23 protein-coding genes are annotated in these 21129 nt (G+C 48.0%); 5 read left to right on the forward strand and 18 right to left on the reverse strand.

Annotated features, from left to right (window positions below; translation table 11 throughout):
- The first annotated feature begins 65 nt into the window (after positions 1-65).
- Positions 66-650: a TetR/AcrR family transcriptional regulator gene (locus O59_RS14680; protein WP_007644118.1), complete on the forward strand. Its 585-nt coding sequence runs from the start codon at positions 66-68 to the stop codon at positions 648-650.
- Positions 651-874: 224 nt separating this feature from the next.
- On the forward strand, positions 875-2056 hold the full coding sequence (locus tag O59_RS14685; RefSeq protein WP_007644120.1) for a lipid A deacylase LpxR family protein: 1182 nt from the start codon (positions 875-877) through the stop codon (positions 2054-2056).
- A 20-nt stretch (positions 2057-2076) separates the two neighbouring features.
- On the opposite strand, the gene O59_RS14690 is transcribed toward O59_RS14685, so the two are convergent.
- The 17 genes from O59_RS14690 to O59_RS14770 form a co-directional block, all read right to left on the reverse strand.
- Positions 2077-3348 carry a hypothetical protein gene (locus tag O59_RS14690; RefSeq protein WP_157152588.1) on the reverse strand — a complete coding sequence of 424 codons (1272 nt, stop codon included), beginning with the start codon at positions 3346-3348 and terminating at the stop codon, positions 2077-2079.
- Between the two features lie 614 nt (positions 3349-3962).
- A complete protein-coding gene (locus tag O59_RS14695; protein WP_040392781.1) occupies positions 3963-4685 on the reverse strand; it encodes a YbgF trimerization domain-containing protein in 723 nt (240 codons plus the stop codon).
- 14 nt (positions 4686-4699) lie between these two features.
- Complete coding sequence (gene pal, locus O59_RS14700) at positions 4700-5164, reverse strand: peptidoglycan-associated lipoprotein Pal (protein WP_007644123.1); 465 nt, start codon at positions 5162-5164, stop codon at positions 4700-4702.
- Positions 5165-5209: 45 nt separating this feature from the next.
- Positions 5210-6490 carry a Tol-Pal system beta propeller repeat protein TolB gene (gene tolB, locus O59_RS14705; RefSeq protein WP_007644124.1) on the reverse strand — a complete coding sequence of 427 codons (1281 nt, stop codon included), beginning with the start codon at positions 6488-6490 and terminating at the stop codon, positions 5210-5212.
- The gene (gene tolA / locus O59_RS14710) at positions 6487-7329 is read right to left on the reverse strand and encodes a cell envelope integrity protein TolA (protein WP_007644126.1); all 843 of its coding nucleotides are present in this window, start codon (positions 7327-7329) and stop codon (positions 6487-6489) included. The genes tolB and tolA overlap by 4 nt, the downstream gene beginning before the upstream one ends.
- 7 nt (positions 7330-7336) lie before the next feature.
- A complete protein-coding gene (tolR, locus tag O59_RS14715) occupies positions 7337-7765 on the reverse strand; it encodes a protein TolR (protein WP_040392783.1) in 429 nt (142 codons plus the stop codon).
- 36 nt (positions 7766-7801) lie between these two features.
- Entirely contained in the window at positions 7802-8488 is a 687-nt protein-coding gene (gene tolQ / locus O59_RS14720; protein WP_040392784.1) for a protein TolQ, read from the reverse strand.
- 93 nt (positions 8489-8581) lie between these two features.
- Entirely contained in the window at positions 8582-9607 is a 1026-nt protein-coding gene (ruvB, locus tag O59_RS14725) for a Holliday junction branch migration DNA helicase RuvB (RefSeq protein ID WP_007644133.1), read from the reverse strand.
- Between the two features lie 21 nt (positions 9608-9628).
- Positions 9629-10243, reverse strand: a complete 615-nt coding sequence (gene ruvA / locus O59_RS14730) for a Holliday junction branch migration protein RuvA (protein WP_040392786.1) — start codon at positions 10241-10243, stop codon at positions 9629-9631.
- A gap of 51 nt (positions 10244-10294) precedes the next feature.
- Positions 10295-10816: a crossover junction endodeoxyribonuclease RuvC gene (gene ruvC / locus O59_RS14735; protein WP_007644136.1), complete on the reverse strand. Its 522-nt coding sequence runs from the start codon at positions 10814-10816 to the stop codon at positions 10295-10297.
- 68 nt (positions 10817-10884) lie between these two features.
- Positions 10885-11493: a helix-turn-helix domain-containing protein gene (locus O59_RS21110; RefSeq protein WP_198284810.1), complete on the reverse strand. Its 609-nt coding sequence runs from the start codon at positions 11491-11493 to the stop codon at positions 10885-10887.
- A 112-nt stretch (positions 11494-11605) separates the two neighbouring features.
- Positions 11606-12349 carry a YebC/PmpR family DNA-binding transcriptional regulator gene (locus tag O59_RS14745; RefSeq protein ID WP_040392789.1) on the reverse strand — a complete coding sequence of 248 codons (744 nt, stop codon included), beginning with the start codon at positions 12347-12349 and terminating at the stop codon, positions 11606-11608.
- Between the two features lie 82 nt (positions 12350-12431).
- Entirely contained in the window at positions 12432-14237 is a 1806-nt protein-coding gene (gene aspS, locus O59_RS14750) for an aspartate--tRNA ligase (protein ID WP_007644143.1), read from the reverse strand.
- A gap of 98 nt (positions 14238-14335) precedes the next feature.
- Entirely contained in the window at positions 14336-14581 is a 246-nt protein-coding gene (locus tag O59_RS14755; RefSeq protein ID WP_007644144.1) for an FmdB family zinc ribbon protein, read from the reverse strand.
- Between the two features lie 181 nt (positions 14582-14762).
- Positions 14763-15455 (reverse strand): monofunctional biosynthetic peptidoglycan transglycosylase, encoded by a 693-nt coding sequence (gene mtgA, locus O59_RS14760; protein ID WP_040392792.1) that lies wholly within the window; start codon positions 15453-15455, stop codon positions 14763-14765.
- Positions 15456-15461: 6 nt separating this feature from the next.
- Positions 15462-15959, reverse strand: coding sequence for a DUF4124 domain-containing protein (locus tag O59_RS14765; RefSeq protein WP_007644146.1), 498 nt, complete (start codon positions 15957-15959; stop codon positions 15462-15464).
- A gap of 62 nt (positions 15960-16021) precedes the next feature.
- Positions 16022-16336, reverse strand: a complete 315-nt coding sequence (locus tag O59_RS14770) for a Rieske (2Fe-2S) protein (RefSeq protein WP_007644147.1) — start codon at positions 16334-16336, stop codon at positions 16022-16024.
- Positions 16337-16526: 190 nt separating this feature from the next.
- Between O59_RS14770 and O59_RS14775 the strand changes: the two genes are divergently transcribed.
- Both O59_RS14775 and O59_RS14780 read left to right on the forward strand, forming a co-directional pair.
- Entirely contained in the window at positions 16527-17861 is a 1335-nt protein-coding gene (locus tag O59_RS14775) for a flavohemoglobin expression-modulating QEGLA motif protein (RefSeq protein WP_007644148.1), read from the forward strand.
- A gap of 16 nt (positions 17862-17877) precedes the next feature.
- On the forward strand, positions 17878-18264 hold the full coding sequence (locus O59_RS14780; RefSeq protein WP_007644150.1) for a hypothetical protein: 387 nt from the start codon (positions 17878-17880) through the stop codon (positions 18262-18264).
- 22 nt (positions 18265-18286) lie between these two features.
- Here O59_RS14780 and O59_RS14785 read toward each other — a convergent pair whose 3' ends face one another.
- Positions 18287-18664: a hypothetical protein gene (locus tag O59_RS14785; RefSeq protein ID WP_007644151.1), complete on the reverse strand. Its 378-nt coding sequence runs from the start codon at positions 18662-18664 to the stop codon at positions 18287-18289.
- A 439-nt stretch (positions 18665-19103) separates the two neighbouring features.
- On the opposite strand from O59_RS14785, the gene O59_RS14790 reads away from it, so the two are divergent.
- Entirely contained in the window at positions 19104-21035 is a 1932-nt protein-coding gene (locus tag O59_RS14790) for a di-heme-cytochrome C peroxidase (protein WP_007644152.1), read from the forward strand.
- Positions 21036-21129 lie beyond the last annotated feature (94 nt).

Consider the following 21129-nt stretch of genomic DNA (forward strand, 5'->3'; position numbering starts at 1 on the left):
ATCCTATAACCAAATAAACTAACCCATCGCTTGAAAAAGCAGACGACTGGTCATATATTAACACCATGAGTAAACGCGAACTGAAAAAAGATCATCTCCTTGACGCTGGCCTGAAGGTTATGGCTACCCGTGGCTACAATGGCACCAGCATTCAGGACATAGTCAACGCCGCCGATGTACCCAAAGGCTCCTTCTATACCTACTTCAAAAGCAAAGAAGATTTTGCGATTGAAGCACTAGAGAAAGTGACCGAAGAGCGCATGATTCAAAATCGCCACCTACTCAACGACCGCAGTATTCCGCCGCAGGAACGACTTATCCGCTTTTTTGTAGCAAATATTGGCGGCTGTGAGGAAAACCTCAATGGTGGCTGCTTTATTGGCAACATGTGTCAGGAGATGTCGGAATCAAGCGAAGCCATTCGCTTGAAAGTACGGCAGATGCTGCGCAACAGCACACAAGCTATCGAAGATGTGCTGGAAGAAGCGCGGCTCAAAGATGGCCTTGAAAGCCAATTGCCCTCCGCTATTTTGGCAGAATTTTTATTTAATGCCTGGGAGGGTACGGTAATGCGCATGAAAGCATCAAAATGTCGCGAACCGTTAAACGCCTTTTTAACTGTACTACCCGAAATATTTACCAAAAAATAGCTCAAACAGGCGTAAAACTCGCCTGGATATCAAAGCTATAACAAAAGCGTTGTAAGAACGCTTTTGTCTTCATAAGAATAAGATGACCAGTCAGCTTTTTAACTAATGAGGCAAAGCTTCAATTTAGGCGATTTTTTTCGCCTATTTTTTGGCACAAAAAGAAGACGACTGGTCATTTAATTGACGCTAATTTAAATACAGGTAACAAAAAGAAGGAGTTACCAATGAATACTCGCCCCGGTACACAAGCCCACCATAAATCATTGGTGTTGGTTCAAGCTGTTGTAATTCAGCTTATTGCACTCAGTCTTTTAATCAGTATTAGCAGTTTCGCCGATGCTAAAACTGATGACTACTTGCGCTCACAACAGCCCGAATGGTTGAAGCTCGCATCCGTAGTTGAGGATGAAAAGCGCCCACTGCTTCAGCTAGACTACCCTGACATCAACAGCCATCGAAGCTGGGCTTTTGCATTTGACAATGATTTTTTAGTACCCGGTCACAGAGACCAGGACTATACCTATGGCCTGAACTTTACCCAAACGGGTCCATCAGCTGCAGAGAGCAAGTTGGGATTGAACAACTTATTAACCAATATCGATAACTGGCTCGGCAATAAACATGCGTCAATCAGCCAGCAAGAGATTACCAGTCGTGAGATAGGTGCTTTTGGTTTCACTCCAGAAGACATAGCTGTCTTCATTGCAAACCCCGAGGATCGCCCCTACGCAAGTTTGGTGTATCTATCAAATACACGGGAACAAATTGACTTGGTGGAGAATGTCGCGTGGAAAAGCACACTGACCCTTGGCGTTCTTGGACTCGATGTGGTCGGAGAATTGCAAAACCATGTGCATAAAGCAGTAGCCGGCAAACAGGCACAGGGTTGGGACAATCAAATCAGTGACGGTGGTGAATTAACCGGTCGTTATGTTCTAGCGCGCCAACAATATTTTGACCAGCTGTCGGATAAGGTTGAGATCAAAAGCACTATTCAAGGATCTATAGGTTACCTGACAGAAGCAAGTTGGGGGCTCAGCTTGCGCGCGGGTCGCATTCACAGTCCTTGGTCATCATTCAACCCTGAATTGGCAAGTTATGGGGAGAAGTCGTCTTATTCAAGCAGTGCAAAAGCAGTTAATGAACGTTATTTCTGGACCGGATTCACCATCAAGGCCCGCGCTTATAATGCATTTTTACAAGGACAATTTCGCAATAGTGCGGTCACGTACGAACACAGTCAATTGCGCCCTTTACTAGTGGAGGCTTGGGCCGGTTACACTTTTGCATTTCAAAATGGTTATCGAATCAGCTATGTAATACGTGGACACAGCTCGGAAATTAAATACGGTGCAGGTGATCGCAGCTTGGTGTGGGGCGGAATTATTGTTGCGCGCAGTATTTAAGACTGCGCGCAACAAATCAATCACTTCAATAACGGCGAGTTCAGTGCATTGATATCAGAACCGACAAGCTTTTCAGTTGCCGCGCGTAAATCATCAAAAGAAACTTTGCGTTTTTCCATTAATTGGCGAGTGACATCATCCAAGTCATATTTTTTATTACTGCGTTTTTTTATCTCCTTATCGAGTTCATCGAACAGCACCACTGCTCGTGCAGTGACCGGCCCAGTTGATTTACTTTTACGCAAATGTTTTACTTCAGCACCCCATTTCTCCAGACCTTTTATAATTCTTGTGCGACGCGCTTTAGTCATACCATCGGCACGATAAAGTAATTCAAATGAATAGAACTCTGCCAGACCTTCTGCAATCCAGTCATCATTAGCCGTATCAGTTTCCACTCCAGTAATTCGCGTGACCATATGCGTTAGCTCATGCAATAAAGGACTTGTGCCATTTTCACTAACAAGCGGCCTATGAGAATGTAAGAACAACGAATTGGACGCAGACAGTCCGCCTCGCCACATTGGATCTGCGGCGCCTACAACCAAGAGTTTTTCTGGCGTTTCCCCGAAGGCTTTTGCAACCTCAGGCCATACAAAATTAAAAAATACTAACGCATCCATACGCCTAAAATTTTCACCTTTGGGGCCACTCACAGCGATCGCTGTTTTGGAAATACTAGCGCGACGGGAGCCTATATCACCCGCAATTATCCAACCAACAGGGCGATCAAATCGTCGCTCCGGATTATCAATTTTAAAAATATTACCCTTTTTCCGCGGCCATCCAGTTTCAACACTTTTCCATGAATCGGGAAGAATGAACTCAAGTGTCGCAGCAGCATGCGCACCTGGCGCCTCAAATGTATGAATAGCTGGAATCAAATCATCACCGCGAAACAATGCCCACTCTTTAGTTACTCGAGCATCGAATTTACCGGGACTACGCTCATGTGTCAGTTTCACAAAATAAGTTAATCGTGCATTGCCCGAAGGTAACTCCCAGGTAACACGTTTATCTTTTAATGTTAATTTCCCGGTACCGCGAATATCGGAATAGATCGCATGGTTATTTGAAAATTGTATTTTCTTGAGTAGCTCACCCTTATCGACGCTAATTAAAACTGAAGCCCCCTCTCTCTCAGGTTCCAAAGTCACTTGATAGCGAAGTTTATATTCAAGCGCGGAATCGCCATCACTTGCAGCATTGGCAACAGAATTAACCGTAGCAAGCAAACTCCAAAGGACAACCAGCGAAAAATACCTTAACGGTATTAAAAATGGTGAAGTCATGTATTGAACCCCCATAAGCCTAAAACACAGTGCAAAAAAACATTCATGCACTTTACCCGAATCAGATTACTCAGCCTAACAAAAACAACCTTAACAGAGACCTAATTGATTACACGACTGTCAGTTTATGCCGACTTGCTCTGTAGTCATTTTCCTACAAACATTTGCGAGATTTGTGACTATTTCGAACCTCGACCTAAGGGCATAATGATTTCACAGGGAAGAGAGAAGGGAGTCGTAAGTCAAAAAGGAAATCGTTTGCAGGATGCAAACAAATACCAGTTGATGGAATCAGCTCACACGGATGATAAAGGATTAATGTCACTACAAGGAGTAACTGACTGAGCACGGGGTAGGCTATGGATAAAGCTGAAGTCCCACCAACTCATCCACTACAGGAAGGAGTCACAGAAGTAGCAATGGACAGTGGAATTGAGCTTTCAGCAGGAGGCTGAGGCAAACGAGAGGGAACGTTTGCTGCAGTTCAATACTGGATACACAATGGGGATTTCCGAAAGGAAATCCCCTTTCTTTTAGAGGGATAAATTAAACAATTGATTGACAGACAAAGCTATAAATTAGGAGAACGCTGATATTTTATAGCTATTAATATTTTAAAAGTTATCACTAATAAATTTTGAGGCCAATCTGGCAGCATCGGTGTTCCCAGCGGCAAGCTGACTTAATAACGACTTAGCTTTAACCTTATCACCCATCAGGAAATATACCTTTCCTAAATCCAATTGGGCATCAGGTACTTTTGCAGCGGAAGGAAAATTTGCGATCAAATCCGTGAACCAGGATTTTGCTTGAGGATAATCTTTTTTTAGCATTGCGATTTTACCAAGCCAATAATGACTATTACTTGCAAAATCACCGCTAGGAAAACGGGTTAAGTGATCCTTGAACGCACTTTCTGCACCAGTAAAATCTTTTTGATTCAATAAATCATAAGCTGCTTTATAAACATCAGCTTCACTGGCATTGTCATCAACAACAGAGGCAGAGGGCGAAACAAGAGGCTCATCCGAAGGGGCTGGTGCAGCTGATTGCGAACCACCGGATATCCGACGATCCAAATCAATATAATTATCTAGCTGTAATTGCTTGAGCTGCTTAAGCTCATAGGCTTGCTCTTCAACAAGGCCACGCAAGGTAGCTATTTCTTCTTGCAGAGAGCGAATTTGAGAGTAAACGTCAGATTCAACGGAGGCAGGCATATTGGGTTGAGCCACCCCAGAGCCAAAGCCCTGAGGTGAAGACTCAACAACCCGTACTTGTGCCTGTAGGACTGGAGCCGAAGCTATTAAGGCAACAGCAATCAGATTTTTAAGCATACGGGTTTAGACTCTTAGTACTTAACTTCTACGCGACGGTTTTGAGCCCAAGAGGCTTCATCACTACCGGTAGCAGCTGGTTGTTCTTCGCCGAAGCTTACAACTTCCAGAGAAGAACCGTTAACGCCTTGAGTCACGAGGAAATCGCGAACAGCGTTAGCACGTTTTTCGCCCAGAGCCATGTTGTATTCACGCGAACCGCGCTCATCAGCGTGACCTTCCAAACGCACAGCAACTGAAGCACCTTTCAGTTTGTCAGCATGAGCCAACAAAACAGCACGGCTTTCAGCGGTCAAAGCGTATTGATCGAAGTCAAAGTAAACAACATTTGACAAAGTAGCTTCTGTAGCGCTGGTGTCAGTTACTGCAGTACCAGTAGTTGGAGCTTCGGTAGTTGCGTTGTCGCTGCTTGAACAGCCAACCAGGAAAGACATAACAACAGCCAAAGTAAGACCTTGCTTGATTGCCTTGGTGATCATGTGTGTGTAACTCCAATGAAGTTTTGATCTAGTTTGAACGGGGATTTAGTTAAAGAATGGCGACCATGCGGGTTCCCGCACATCACCCTGTTTTGGGGGCTGGAGGATTTTGACACGCGCATCCAAGGACACGGCCGCCAATACTCCTTTACCACCAGAACGAGTCGCATACATCAGCATAGCGCCATTGGGCGCTATAGTAGGTGATTCATCAAGGTTTGTCTCGGACAAAATACGTAAATTTCCAGATTTTATATCCTGTGCAGCAATATGATGTGTGGTACCTGGACGCTTGTTTAACATAACAAGGCTTTTGCCGTCAGGAGAAACCCGTGCACGTGCATTATAGTCACCATCAAAGGTAACTCGCTCCTGCTGCATACTAGTCAAATGAACCTGATAAATTTGTGGCTTACCACCTCTGTCCGAAGTGAAAAAGAGTGATGCGCCATCCGCCGACCAACTAGGTTCATGATCGATTGCAAAATGATTAGTTACCCGTGTCAATTGTCGGGTTAGCACATTCATTACGTAGATTTCGGGATTACCGTCTTTTGATAAAGCCATTGCCAATTTTTGGCCATCAGGCGACCACGCAGGAGCACCATTGAGACCTCGAAAATTGGTCATTTGTTGACGCCGGCCAGTTGCTATGTCTTGAATATAAATTGCGGGTTTATTGTCTGCCTCAAAGGATACATAGGCGACGCGCTGACCATTAGGTGACCATACAGGGGATAACAAGGGAAAGCGCGACTCAAGTAACAACCTGGAACGAAAACCATCAATATCGGAAATCATCAGTCGATACTTTTGCGGTTGCTTGAATGCCTCTACATAAATTAATTTAGTGGAAAAAATACCGCGGATTCCAGTGATAGTTTCATAGACCTTGTCGCTGATATGATGCGCCATATCACGCAATTGGGCAGAAGAACCATCTACCGTTAGCTTGGCAAATACGCGTTTTTGCTGCACCACATCGAATAACTCGTAACTTGCGTAATAACGGCCTGCCTGTTGAGTGACAGAGCCAATTAACAAGTATTCTGCCCCTAATGCCTTCCAATCGCGATAGTGAACTTCTGTTTCAGCGCGAGGGAACGATAACATACGCTCGGGTGAAGTAGCCTCAAACTGCCCTGAAAACTCCAGATCATTACCAACAATTTTGGCGATATCTTCAGGTAATTTTCCACCCGCCCATGCAAAAGGAACCACAGCAATTTTTGTGGGATTATCCACTCCCTTAGTAACACGCAAATTTAATTGTGCTTGGGCTAAGCCAGTCACAAAAATAAGACACAGCAATAAATAACGTTTCACGACCTTAAGTCCTCTGGGCTGAATGTAAATCTGAATACACGAAAATACTTTTCAAAAATGTCAGGGGGAATCTGCATAGCCTCTGTGAAACGATCAACCCTTTTCACAGCCTGTTCCGCCGAGCGGTCAAAAGCGGGATCACCACTACTCCTGACAACACGCAAACCAGTCACGATACCGTTAGGAAGCATATTTACTTCCAACACCACCTCAAGACCGTTTCTTGCAGAGGGTGGGCGACTCCAATTTTGCTGTACACGCTCAATCAGCATTTCTTCATAGCTTTTAGTATTGGCATCATCATTAGTATCACTAATGTGCTTTGCTTCCTTCTGCAAAGCTGCCTGAACTCGTCGCTGCTCCTCCTGAGCTTCTTGTTCGCGCTTGGTCTTTTTAGCTGCCTCTGCTTTTTGTTTAGCTAATTCATCTGCCTTGCGTTTTTTTTCTGCCGCTTCCTTTTCTGCTTTCGCTTTTGCGATTTTTGCCTGTTCCTCTTTAACTTTTTGCTGTTTTACCTTTTCTGCTTCTGCAGCTTTAGCCTCCTGCTCTTTTTTCTGCTGCACGAGAGCCTCAGCTTCTTTACGGCGCTGCTCATCCTGTTTTTTGTTGTTTTTTAAATCTTCATAAGCCTTTGAGTCCAATACTTGCTCTTTGGTTTGTTGCGGTGCCGCTTTTGCCTTTGGCTTCAGATCAACCAAAGTAGCTGTGACATAATGGGGCTTATAGGGTTCCGGTTCTTTTTTAAAAAAGTTCCAATCACCTAAAAATAAAACCAACAACAATGTGTGCAGCGAGACACTTAGAAATACGGGAAGTGAAAATGATTTTTCCAGTCTCATAAAAAACCTAACGCGGAGGCTCCGTAATCAAACCCACCGAAGGTGCTCCTGCCAACTTCAACTCACCCATCAAGGTAACAACGACACCATACTCAACTTTTTTATCACCTTGAACAAAAACCAGAGTGTTGGGTTTTTCCGCCAGAACCTTGCTGACAATAGCCTTGATCTCGGCAAGTGGGCGAGCCTGCTCTGGATCACCACCCAAATCGATGTAATAACTACCATCAGCCTTTACGGATACCGTAATTGGCTCGTCATCTTTTGACTCAACTGGTTCTGATGCAGCCTGTGGCAATTCAACTTTTATCCCCTGAGTCATCATGGGTGCGGCAATCATAAAAACAATCAGCAATACCAACATGACGTCAATAAGCGGAACCACATTGATTTCCGCCTTAAGTTTCTTTTTTACCGGTGGACCAAATCCAGACATGTTTTTAACCTGTTAACCAATCAACGTGACGCAGTATTATTTACTGTGAACCTGGCGATGCAGAATGGCTGAAAATTCTTCAGCAAAGGTTTGATAATTACTCATCAAATTTTCAGCGCGTGCCGAGAATTTGTTGTAAGCCAAGACCGCCGGAATTGCGGCAAACAACCCCATCGCGGTGGCGATCAATGCTTCGGCAATACCAGGGGCAACGGTTGCAAGACTAGGCTGACCAGCATTAGCGATATTTAGGAAGGACACCATAATGCCCCACACAGTACCAAACAAACCAATATAGGGGCTAACTGAAGCCACGCTGGCAAGGAATGGCAGATTCTCCTCCAGTTTTTCATGTTCGCGGGCAAGTGCAACGCGCATGGCACGCATCGAGCCCTCCATAATTGCATCCGAGTCGGCGCCAGCCTGCTGACGCAAACGAGTAAACTCTTTAAACCCGGCGCGAAAAATACTTTCAATACTCTCTACCGCTTCATTGCGGCTATTACCTTGGCGATAGAGTTGATTCAAATCGATACCAGACCAAAATTGCTTTTCAAAATACACAAACGCGGCAGATGCTTTGCGTTGGTATACCTCGCGCTGAAAAATCATGACCCAGGAAATGACTGATGCCAAAAATAGAATCACCATCACCATTTGCACTAAAAAACTGGCCTCAAGCATGAGGTGCAGGATCGACAGACTTTGATTAGCTTCCGACATAAATATGTTTAACTCTTACTGGTTCAACTGGGAAAAAAACAGGGGCCATCATAGCCTAAAGTGCGCTGAAATACTCATGACTGGATAAGAGCTTTATTCCGCACTGTCTTGCAATCGTTTAGGTACCGGCACACCAAAATAAAGGTAAGCATTGTTGGTCAAAATACGACCGCGCGGTGTGCGCGCCATAAACCCCTGCTGAATAAGATAAGGCTCTATCACATCCTCGATAGTTCCGCGATCCTCGCTAATTGCGGCAGCAAGACTTTCTACACCAACAGGACCACCATCAAAATTGTGCATCATTGCGGCCAATAAGCGACGATCCATATGGTCGAAACCACGCTCATCCACGTTGAGCATATTGAGTGCACTGTCAGCCATTTTTGCAGTGACAGTCCCATCGCCCTTCATTTCGGCAAAATCGCGCACGCGGCGCAACAATCGGTTCGCAATTCGTGGAGTTCCACGCGAGCGTTTAGCCACTTCGGCTGCACCTTCAATATCCATTTGTACACCCAAAAGTGCAGATGAACGCGCCACGATATGCGTCAAATCGGCGACATTATAAAACTCCAAACGCTGAACAATACCAAAACGATCGCGTAAGGGTGAGGTCAATAAACCTGCCCGTGTAGTGGCTCCCACCAGCGTAAATTGCGGCAAATCCAGTTTAATCGAACGTGCGGCAGGCCCCTCGCCAATCATGATATCCAACTGGAAATCCTCCATCGCCGGGTAGAGTATCTCTTCCACCACCGGACTCAAACGGTGAATCTCATCGATAAACAGCACATCGCCTGGCTCAAGGTTGGTAAGCAGTGCCGCCAAATCGCCTGCCTTTTCCAGCACTGGGCCGGAGGTGCTTTTGAGCGAGACATTCATCTCGTTGGCGATAATATTGGCAAGCGTGGTTTTACCTAGTCCGGGCGGACCAAATACCAGTGTGTGATCCAATGCCTCGCCGCGTTTTTTTGCGGCGCCGATAAAAATTTCCATCTGCTCCCGCACAGCGGGCTGCCCCACATAATCCGCCAAGGACTTGGGGCGCACCGTGCGATCCAAGTGATCCTCGCGCTCTTTGGCAACAGGGGCTATCAGGCGATCGGTTTCAATCATCGTTATTTAACCTGCTAAAAATTATCCAGCGATAGCGCGCAGCGACATACGAATTAACTCTTCGCTGGTTGCATCAGGCTTCTGTTTGGCCGCCAGGGAAACCATTTTCGCGGCATCAGCGGGTTTGTAACCTAGAGCAATCAAGGCGCTTTCAGCTTCGACAAAGATATCGTTATCCGTCGCAATACTTTGGATCTCACTATGCGCAAGCAAATCATTTTGCGGCATATCCCAATTTTTCAGGCGATCGCGTAACTCAATGACCAAACGCTCAGCCGTTTTTTTGCCAATACCAGGGACTTTCGTCAACGCGGTAATATTATCGTCACGCACACAGCGGGCAATATCATCCGCCTCCATACCCGACAAAATAGAAATGGCCAATTTAGGACCAACACCATTCACTTTTATGAGCGTGCGAAATAGCGAGCGATCACGTTGCTCAGCAAACCCAAATAACTGGTGCAGATTTTCAGTGATGGATAAGTGGGTATGCAACACTACATCCTGACCAATCGCAGGCAGGCGATAAAAAGTCGTCATAGGTGCTTGCAACTCATACCCCACTCCCTGCACATCCAAGAGCAAATAAGGAGGCTGTTTTTCCACTAATGTCCCACGCAAGCGTCCAATCATAATGCTTCTCTTTTAATGACTTGTTTGTATTCTCGACTCAATAGATAAATGTTAAACAATGCGTCCGCGACGGAAACTGGACGAGCCCGCCATACGAATTAAGTGATCGCGAGTATTGGCATGGCAAAGGGCGACAGCCAATGCATCAGCCGCATCTTCTTGCGGTGCGGCGGGCAAGCGCAACAATGTTTTCACCATATGCTGCACCTGCAGTTTATCGGCCGCACCATTACCCACTACTGATTGTTTCACTTTGCGCGCCTCATACTCTGAAACCGGTACATTTAGCGCGGTAGCGGCAACAATCGCTGCGCCACGTGCTTGCCCCAGCTTCAATGCAGAGGACGCATTTTTGGCCATAAACACCTGCTCGATCGCCATTTCCTGTGGGCAATATTGCTCAATGATATGGGTCAGGGAATCGAAGATGACTTTGAGGCGTGCGGGTAATTCATCCGTATCCTTCATACGAATAACGCCGCTGGTGATGTATTCCTGCTTGCTACCGATGACATTAATAATGCCAAATCCGGTTTTGCGGGAGCCGGGGTCTATACCGAGGATAAGCGCCATAGGTTGTATCTATATACAGTAGTTATGGCGCAGTGTTGCATGCAATATCTGCAGGTGCAAGGGTGAAATTAAAAATCAGATTTAAAGCTCAGCTGCAACCGACCGCTGGAATGGGTATCCAGATGGATTGCGGCCAATTCGTTATCCGCAATCAGGATGGAGGGGGACGAAATCAATAGGTAATCGCCATCAATGAAATCATATATTTCTGTCGACAACAGCAACCCCTGATTGTGGCGAACAGTTCTTACAAGCAAGCGAAATTGATGATTAAACCTTACCTCGCTCTGCGCCCCCAGCTCATTCAGGAATTGCATTTCACCCTCGGTACTGGCACCAGATTCCGCCTTTACCGATAAATTAATCATCACCTGTTCAGCTGCTGCTGTTGACCACCACCCCAGAGAAACGATTAATGAGGTAAGAATTCCCACCAACCCCCACCAGCGGCGATTACTGGTGTGCCGAGTGGAGCTTGAATTTGATTGTATTAATAAGTCGGCCAAGTCCATATCCAATGCACTCGCCAACGCCATGGCAGACTCTTTGGCTGCAATACCATTGCGCTCTATACGTTGTACTGTACGCATACTCAAGCTGGCAACTTCGGCGAGCTGATTTTGAGTCCAGGCACGCTGTTCGCGCTGCCGACGGAGTAACTTATGATTGATTTTCATATCCATGACACTTGCCTCGCTTTGATTAAAAGCCGCCAGATTTCGCTATATCTATCGTTTTGTATACGACAGCAATACGACATGGCGACTTTGTGCACCAAGGAGATACGAGTTAACCAATCTGCTCCATAATTTCTTCGGCAATATCCGCATTGGTATAGACGTTTTGCACATCATCCAAATCTTCGAGTGCGTCAATCAAGGCAAGAATTTTTTCGGCGGCTTCCTTATCCAAATTGACTGTGAGCGAGGGAATTTGGGTAATTTCAGCAGAAGCCGGGGTTAACCCGGCGCTGGCGAGCGCATCTTTTACGCGGAAAAAATCCTCGAAGGCGGTCATCACATCGGCCGAACCGTCATCATTAATCACCACATCATCAGCACCCGCTTCGAGTGCAGCTTCCATCAAAGCGTCTTCATTGATACCTGGCTCAAAACTGATTTGGCCTTTGCGCGCAAAGAGGTAGGCAACAGAACCGCTAGTGCCGAGATTACCGCCCTTTTTGTCAAACGCATGACGAACATCACCTGCGGTACGGTTGCGATTATCAGTCATGCACTCAACGATAAAGGCGACACCGTTTACACCGTAGCCTTCATAAGTCAGCTCTTCGTAAGCATCGGATTCGTTGGTGCCGGCACCGCGGGCTATAGCGCGTTCGACCACGTCTTTTTTGAGATTGTTTAAGTAAGCTTTTTCAACCGCAGCGCGCAGGCGCGGGTTGTCGGCGGGATTCGCTCCACCTTTGGCAGCGACGGTTAATTCGCGGATAATTTTGGTGAAGATTTTGGTGCGCTTGGCGTCCTGACGCGCCTTGCGGTGTTTCATGTTTGCCCATTTGGAATGTCCGGCCATTGCACAGCTCCAACTTGCAGATTATTAACGTGGGGGAATAAAAAAGGGCGGGCAATGCCCACCCTTTTCAGATCAACAAAAGTTACATGCCGTATTCGGGCGCGTCTTCGGCAACTACTGCTTTTTCTTTCTTGCGCAAGCGGATGTGCAGATCGCGCAATTGCAGTTCGTCTACCGTGCCAGGTGCATCTGTCATCACACAGGCAGCGCTTTGAGTTTTGGGGAAAGCGATAACGTCGCGGATTGAGCTTGCGCCCACCATCAACATAATCAGACGATCCAAACCGAACGCCAAACCGCCGTGTGGTGGTGCGCCGTAGGCAAGTGCGTCGAGCAGGAAGCCAAACTTCTCGCGTTGCTCTTCCGGTGAAATACCAAGGATTTTAAATACCGCTTGTTGCATGGTCGATGAGTGGATACGCACCGAACCACCACCCAACTCAGTACCGTTCAGTACCAAATCGTAAGCACGGGACAAGGCCGCGCCTGGGTTTGCAACCAACTCTTCTGGAGTACAGCTGGGTGAAGTGAACGGGTGGTGAATGGATGTCCAGCCGCCTTTGTCATCCTCTTCAAACATCGGGAAGTCAACAACCCACAAAGGTGCCCATTGGGTGGTGTACAACTCAAGGTCAGCGCCCAGTTTGCAGCGCAATGCGCCCAACGCTTCGGTTACTACTTTGTGTTTGTCGGCGCCGAAGAAAATCAGGTCGCCATTTTCAGCACCAACGCGTTCCAAAATGGCCGCGCGCACGGGCACGGGCAAGTTTTTCACGATCGGCGATTGCAAGCCTTCTTCCAGATCAGATTTGTCGTTGACCTTGATGTACGCCAAACCTTTCGCACCGTAGATGCCAACAAACTTGGTGTAGTCGTCGATTTGTTTACGGGTCAACTTCTCGTTACCGCCGGGTACTTTCAATGCGGTAACACGGGATTTTGGATCGTTAGCCGGGCCAGCGAAGACTTTGAAATCCACTTCGGTAACCAGATCTTTAATATCAACCAATTCCAACGGGATACGCATATCCGGCTTGTCTGAACCGTATTTGGCAATTGCTTCCGAGAACGGCATGTGGTTGATTTCAGCAAACTCAACCCCGAGCAAATCTTTAAACAATTCGCGGAACATACCTTCGGTAATTTCCATGATTTGTTCTTGCGACATGAAAGAGGTTTCTATGTCGATCTGAGTGAATTCCGGCTGACGGTCAGCGCGCAAGTCTTCGTCGCGAAAGCACTTGGCGATTTGGTAGTAGCGGTCATAACCAGCCACCATCAACAGCTGCTTGAACAACTGGGGCGATTGCGGCAGCGCAAAGAATTTACCGTCGTGAGTACGTGATGGCACCAGGTAATCGCGCGCACCTTCTGGCGTAGCGCGAGTCAGGATTGGGGTTTCAACATCGAGGAAACCGTTGCGATCCAGATAATTGCGGATCACGCTGGTCACTTTGCTGCGGAAGCGCAGGTTTTTCTGCATTTCGGTACGACGCAAATCGAGGAAGCGGTATTTCAAACGCGTCTCTTCGCCAACATTGGAGTAGGCATCCAAGGGGAACGGCATGGTTTCCGCTTCGTTCAGAATCGTCAGCGCGGTGCCGTAAACTTCGATCTCGCCAGTTGCCATATTCGGGTTAACGGTGGACGGCGCACGGGCACGCACTTTACCGGTCAACTGCAATACGTATTCGCCGCGCACTTTATCGGCCAAGGCAAAATTCTCTTTGGCATCCGGATCGAACACCACTTGCACAATACCTTCGCGGTCGCGCAGGTCGATAAAGATCACACCACCGTGATCACGACGACGATCAACCCATCCGCAGAGGGTCACTTCTTGATCGATAAACGAGGCATTTAAAGCGCCACAGTATTGGCTGCGCATAGCGAGTTCCTGATGTTTATAAGTAAAGTATTTGTATGAAAGTGTTCTATGAACCTTGGGGGCGACATCTGTCGCCCCCAAGGTTAAGCTTGACCGGTTTAGCTGGCAGCAGTTGTCCCAGAGCCAGAACTGCCCGCATCGCCAGCGATATTCTTTTTCTTGCCCGATTTAAAATCGGTCTCGTACCAGCCGCCGCCCGACAAGCGGAAACCAGCGGCTGAAATTTGTTTTTTGAGGCTGGATTTGCCGCAGGCGGGACAATCCACCAAGGGGGCATCACTCAACTTTTGCAGGGCTTCAAGGTTATGGCTGCAAGATTCACATTGGTATTCATAAATAGGCACGTCTATCACCTCGGTTACAACAAGATAGTTACAACAATTAGCTAAACAGGATACCAAGACCCCAAAAGGGTCGCGATTGTAACGCAAAACCCGTGCGGCGAGAACCGCGCCATACAAGAACGGCGCAAGAACCGCGCGCCGGCAAATATGGTTGCGGGTGTAGGAATTTAAAGGGGGCCGCTTAGGGAATCTGCGAATTACGCATCCGCGCCTGCACGCGAGAGGCATGCCGGATCACCCAGGCGGGCATGGCTTTTTCATATTGACGAGGATTGGGCAACATAACCGCCATGCGCGCCGCTGCCGATGGGCCTATCTGCGATGCTGGAACACGGTAGTAATGGCGCGCGGCTGCTTCGGCACCAAACACTCCATTGCCCCACTCCACCACATTTAAATACACCTCCAAAATGCGGCGTTTATCCCACAGCAGCTCAATCATGAGTGCGATAACCGCCTCCTGCCCTTTGCGCAGGTAAGAGCGAGAGGGTGATAAAAACAAGTTTTTAGCCAACTGTTGGGTAATGGATGACCCCCCGGCGACGGATTTGCCTTTGCGTTGGTTCTTTTTCAGCGCCTGCTCTATCCCGCGCAAATCAAAACCTTGATGCTGCATAAAACGATCATCTTCAGCAGCAACCACAGCACGTTTCAGGTGGGATGAGATATGCGCGTAATCCACCCATTGATGCTTCAATTCCGCCTTGGGATTTTGCTCGCGCAGCTCATCCAGCCGAATCGACATAAAACTCGTCGCACCCGGATTCACCCATTTCCACACCAGAATATGGGCGAAAAACCATAACTGATAGACCAACACCAATAACATTAGCCATTTGAGAACTCGCCAAGTGGTGCGCCAGAATATTTTCATCGCGGGCTATTGCGCCTGCTCCTGTTGTTGTACGCGCTGTTTCATTGCTTCGGCCGCAGCGCGAGCTTTTTCCAGCGGCGATGAGGTATCGGTAGCCACTTGTTCGGATGTGGGTTCGGGCTTAGACCAACCGGAAGACTCGGGCGCAGAAATGGCATTGCGCGTATCGACTTCAATTTGCTCGGCGTCACTGGCGAGGGGTTTATCACCAAAATGTACCTGACCGTTTGCATCAGTCCATTTATAGACTTTAGTGGGCGCAGGTGTTTCCCGCTTAGATACCTTGTCGGACACGCTTTCCATGGCTTCTTTGGCATCGGCTGCCAACTGATTCGGTGACAATTTATCGGACAACAACTCACGCAGATCGACCAACCAATCATCGCCCATACGCGCATGCATATCGCGCAGCGGCATCTGCCCGGTTTTGAGATAAACCAAATAATTGCCAATGCCGATCATCAATACCAGCACCACCAGGGATTTCATAATTAAACGCGCCATAGCTTTCCTTGTAGTGAATAACTCATTGTTTTGTGGTTAATAATTCATTGTTGCTTAAAAACTCAGTAAGAACTTGCTTCAACCCCAAGCATGTTCCCTTCATAAATTAGCGGGATAAATTGCAATCGCTGACTGCACGCGGGATTAGCGGAGCGCCCGCTACTCAAATCAAACTCCATGCCATGCAGGGGGCAGCGGATCGCATTGCCAGTACACGTTGCATAGGTGAGCGCAGCACCAGCATGGGGGCAGCTATTTTTGATCAACAGGGTTTTGCCGTTCTCCTGCAATAACAGTAGCGGCTGGCCATCCAGTGTAAAGGCTTTGCGGTAACCATCGTAAAGCTGATGTAATTTTTCCAGCGCCACAAACGGCATAAACCCATTCCTCTGTTAGCTAACCAACATTAAACCCTGTGCATTTTGGCGATTTATCCACCGCTATGCCAGAGGTGTCGTGGCGAGGTATAAATACTCGCCACAAATCATCTGCAAACGGCTAGAATGCGCGCCGTTCAAAGCCGTCTGCGCCCGGCACCTGGCTGCCCCCTTTTGTGGCATTCCGACTATGACCGATTCACTTTATCTGGAGCGATTGAAACAACTTTCAACGCGCCTGGTCTCCCTGCAAAAACCCATTCGTATCCTCGATGCCATCAAGTGGCCAGCAGGAATCGAACAGCGTTTTCGTGCCGAACAAGGTAGAGAACTGCCTGGATTGGAGGCGGATTTTTATCAGCGCCAAGCACTGGCATTTGATCCACGCAATGTCAGTCAACTACTGAAAGAATTGAAAAGCGATGTGCGTCGCCAATTGGGGCACCATGATGCGCTGGGCAAAATCCTGCAGGCCACCATTGATCAATACCAAATTGTGATTGAGCTGTTGCGCGCGCGCGGCACCCAACAGTTCGGCCATTTCAGCAAACAACTCTACGGTTCGGCGAGTGACAATATTCGCGGCGATCGCAAAACCCTGCGCCAAATGGGTGAGCGTTTGTGCCATATTTTTTCGCTGCCAGCCGTCGAGCACCTAAACCGCCCTTACACCAATCACATCAATGCTGAAGATGCAGTCACTATGCTCAGCGGGCGCATGCGTGATTATTTCGGCGCCGGTGAAGTGCGAGTGCAGATAAGCGATGACATAGTGTCCGACGCGTCTGCCGGTGGCGACTGCATTAAAATTAATCGCCGCTCGCTGTTTTCCGAGCTGGATATCCAGGTGCTGGAAGTGCATGAAGGTTGGGTTCACATCGGCACCACCCTGAACGGCCGTGAACAGCCTTGGGCAACCTGGCTAAGTGTTGGATCGCCGCGAATTACTGCAATTCAGGAAGGCATGGCTGTACTGCTGGAAACGCTGACATTCAGCTCTTTTCCGCAGCGTGCACGACGCATTAGCGACCGGGTTGTCGCGGTGGATTTAGCCGAGCAAGGCGCCGATTTTTGCGAAGTCTATCGCTACTTTTTAGAGCGCGGCATTAGTGAGCACGACAGCTATCGCGTCACCCAACGCGTGTTTCGCGGCGGCACCTTAACCGGCGGCTCGGTGTTCACCAAAGATATTTCCTACGTAAAAGGATTTGTTGAAAACGTAAACTTTATTCGCAGCGCGATTCAATCCGGTGTACCGGAAATTATCCCAATGCTGTTTGTCGGCAAAGTCACACTGGATGATTTACCGCTGCTCTATGAACGCTATTTGGACGGGGTGATTGTCGCTCCAAAACATTTGCCACCGATGTTTAAAAACCTGAACGGGCTGTATGTTTGGTTTGGATTTTCGAGCAGCATGTCAGAGATGAATATTGCGCGCGTGCAACAGCACTTTAATAAATTGTTTCAACAACTACCCTCGGCAACACCTATTCACCAAAATACCGATGCAGAATTGGATTGAGTTAAATTAGTTGATCATGACCTACTACAAAGTTGTACTTTCCGGCGAAGATATTTTTTTTGAAAATGCTTCACGCATTGATAACGACAATGCTGAACCAGTGATTGGTTTTATCAGTTGCAAACCTATCAGTGCAGAGACTCCGGCGTTAGCGCTAGCCATCGCCAAACGCGATTTATTAGTGCACTGGAACCACAGTTTTAATTTTGATCGCAAGATGGGTATGCCCACATTAACTCTCGAATATATGGGCGAAATGCGTGGCTGGTTTAAACCTAAAAGTAGTCAGGACTATTACTGGTTTACTAACGAGGAGCACAAGCAGACATTGTTGGCGCAACTAACCCAGCTGCCGCGCCAACGCTTGTGGCGCAAAGAGACGCCGATAACCATTGATACTTAAGCGTAGCTTCCAAACAACCTGCTCAAGCGATCGCAGCGGGAGCAGGCTCAATAACGTCTAATAAAGCAGCACGCAGCACCGGTGAGACAATTTCTTCGCTGCGCGCGGACAGCGGTGAATTACCCACCCACTCAAAACGCCAGCGATACAAATGAAGGCCTTCCGCTGTTTCGCGCACTTCCACTAATTCAAAACGGCGCGCATCCAACTCAAAACGCTCGCGCAATTGAAACGCAAAGGGTTCAGCATTTTTTCCGACAAAACTGGAAGCATGTTGGGTAGGTGCAGCCACCATTACGTAATCGCGGCCTTGAAATTGCAGATGACAAACGCTCAGACTTACCGGTTGCCCAAGGCGGTTATTTAACACTGTATCGACAAAAAAAGAGTTCATCACCATAAAAGATCCCGCTGCGTTCTTATGGTTTTCCGCCACAACGACATTGGCCGAAAACTGGTTGATTATTCGCCACCCGGTTCTAATAAAAGCGTCCCTCTACGCGGCGAGGCGGCAGTCTACGCACAATTTGTTACAGTTCAAGCAAAAGCTTGCTGTCACACCACCCCGTTCACACCCGCAAAGATTTTGTTACTTTATTGCCAGATTCTTGGTAGCAGCAGTGACAAATTCACCTCACCGCTTTCGCCCGTCTGGGCACAATCTGATAAAGTTCTTAGCTAAGGCTGTTGGAATACTGAATAGTTCCTTAACCATAAGGCCTTTTTAGCGATTCTTTTGCGTGTGTTTTTTGCTTTTACCCATTCACTTTTTACTGCACGTTTTTCCACAACGACAGTACACAACTACAGTTCACAACTATCATCAGGATTTGAAAGGAATGATCACGACCTTCACCAGTGCTTCTGCACGACTGTTATGGGGGGCAACCCTCGCTTTATTCACACTGCTTCAAGGTTGTAGTTATTTATCGCAGGGGGTTTTGGTTGATGGCGACCGCTACGCCAAAGCGACTACAACAGATAGCTTTGGTGATAGCGCCGAGCAGGTGGTTTACCCCGAACAAAACTGGAGCGCAGCCCAAAGCCTGTGGTTTTACAATGTCACCCAAGGCTCCAACCTGATTCCCTACGATATTTTCCTGCATCTGGAAGTATCTGACAGCGAACAATTATTCCGCAGCGATAAGCATATGAATCGCCTGCGTTACCTGCCCCAATCGGCCTCACTCGCCAACCCGGATGGACTGCCGGTGGGCTGGGTAAAAGATGAACATCTCGGCAAAAATTATATTGGCCTGACTTGCGCAGCTTGCCATACCAGCCAGATCAATTATCAGGGCGCAGCCATACGCATTGACGGCGGGGCAACGCTGGCAGATATGGAAAAGATGCTAAAGAGTTTGTCTGCCGCGCTGAATACCAGCCTCGACGAGCCAGCCAAATTTGAGCGGCTTGCGAAAAACGTATTAAAAGCCCGATATCCCGCCGATCAAGAAGCCTTTCGTGTGGAGCTGAGCGAGGTCGCCGCGCAAATCGCTCATTACAACCAGATCAATGAGCCGCGCCACGGCAATCAAAGCGTCGCTTATGGTTACGGGCGCCTCGATGCCTTTGGGCGCATTTACAACCGTATTCTCGCCCACCTTACCCCCAAAGAGCCCAACTTTAATCCCGCCAGTGCACCAGTGAGCTACCCCTATTTATGGGATACCCCACAGCACGACTTTGTGCAGTGGAACGGTGTGGGCGATAACGAATTAGCAGGGCCATTGGGGCGTAATACGGGCGAAGCACTCGGTGTCTTTGCACAGTTTGATCTGGATAAAAAGCCAGGTGATCTGGGCTACCGCTCCTCAGTAGTGGTGCGCAACCTGACACGTATGGAGCGTCACCTTGAAAGTCTGTGGTCGCCCAGCTGGCAACAATTGGCCGAGCAAAATGTATTGCCTGCCATTAGCCAGCATTTGGCCGAGCAAGGCAGGGAGATATTTATTGAATACCAGTGCCACACCTGTCATGAAGCCATTGAGCGCACCGACCCCAAACGACGTGTGATATCTCAATTTGCCAGCCTGCAAACCATCGGTACTGATCCATACATGGCGATGAATGCACTCAACTACACTGGCAAAAGCGGCTACCTTGAAGGCGACAAAATCAAACCGCTCGATCCCCGCTCGCCGCGTTTTAGCGCCAATACGCCGGTCTTACCTGCCCTGAGTGCAGCAGTTGAGGGAGTTTTGCTGGAGCCGGATCACGATAAAACGTTTATCCGCCGCTGGGCGGAGAAACTCTATGACTTGGTGACTTCCATCGGCGATAACCCGATTAAAAAAACCGAGCGGCATCTGGACTTTGAAATCGTCAACAAAAACAACCCCGCCACACTCGCTGCTTACAAAGCGCGCCCGCTCAATGGCATTTGGGCTACAGCACCTTATTTACACAACGGCTCAGTGCCCAGCTTGTATGAACTGTTTATGCCCAGCTGCAGTGATGCTGAAATCATCAGTGGCAAGACCTGTCGCCCCAACAAATTTACGATAGGGGTGCGCGAACTGGACCCAGTAAAAGTAGGTATGGTAGGGCGTGACCCGGCGCAATACCCCGACTTGTTTGTGTTTGATACCAGCCTGCCTAGCAACTCCAATAAAGGTCATGAATATGCCGCTGGCGTGACGCCGGTATTTATTCTGGATGCACAGGGGCGCCCATTGAAGGATGCACAAGGCAAACCCAAAATGCGCCAGCTAAACCCTATCAACCATGCACAGCGTTTGGCACTGGTTGAATACCTGAAAACGCTTTAACCTGCCCTCCCGCTACATGGCGCCCGCACACTCACAGGGCGCCATTCACTCGCACAATTGCTAACAACTCACCCCACCCAAGTTCGTTAGATTT

The organism is Cellvibrio sp. BR, assembly GCF_000263355.1.
In the GTDB taxonomy this organism is placed as follows: domain Bacteria; phylum Pseudomonadota; class Gammaproteobacteria; order Pseudomonadales; family Cellvibrionaceae; genus Cellvibrio.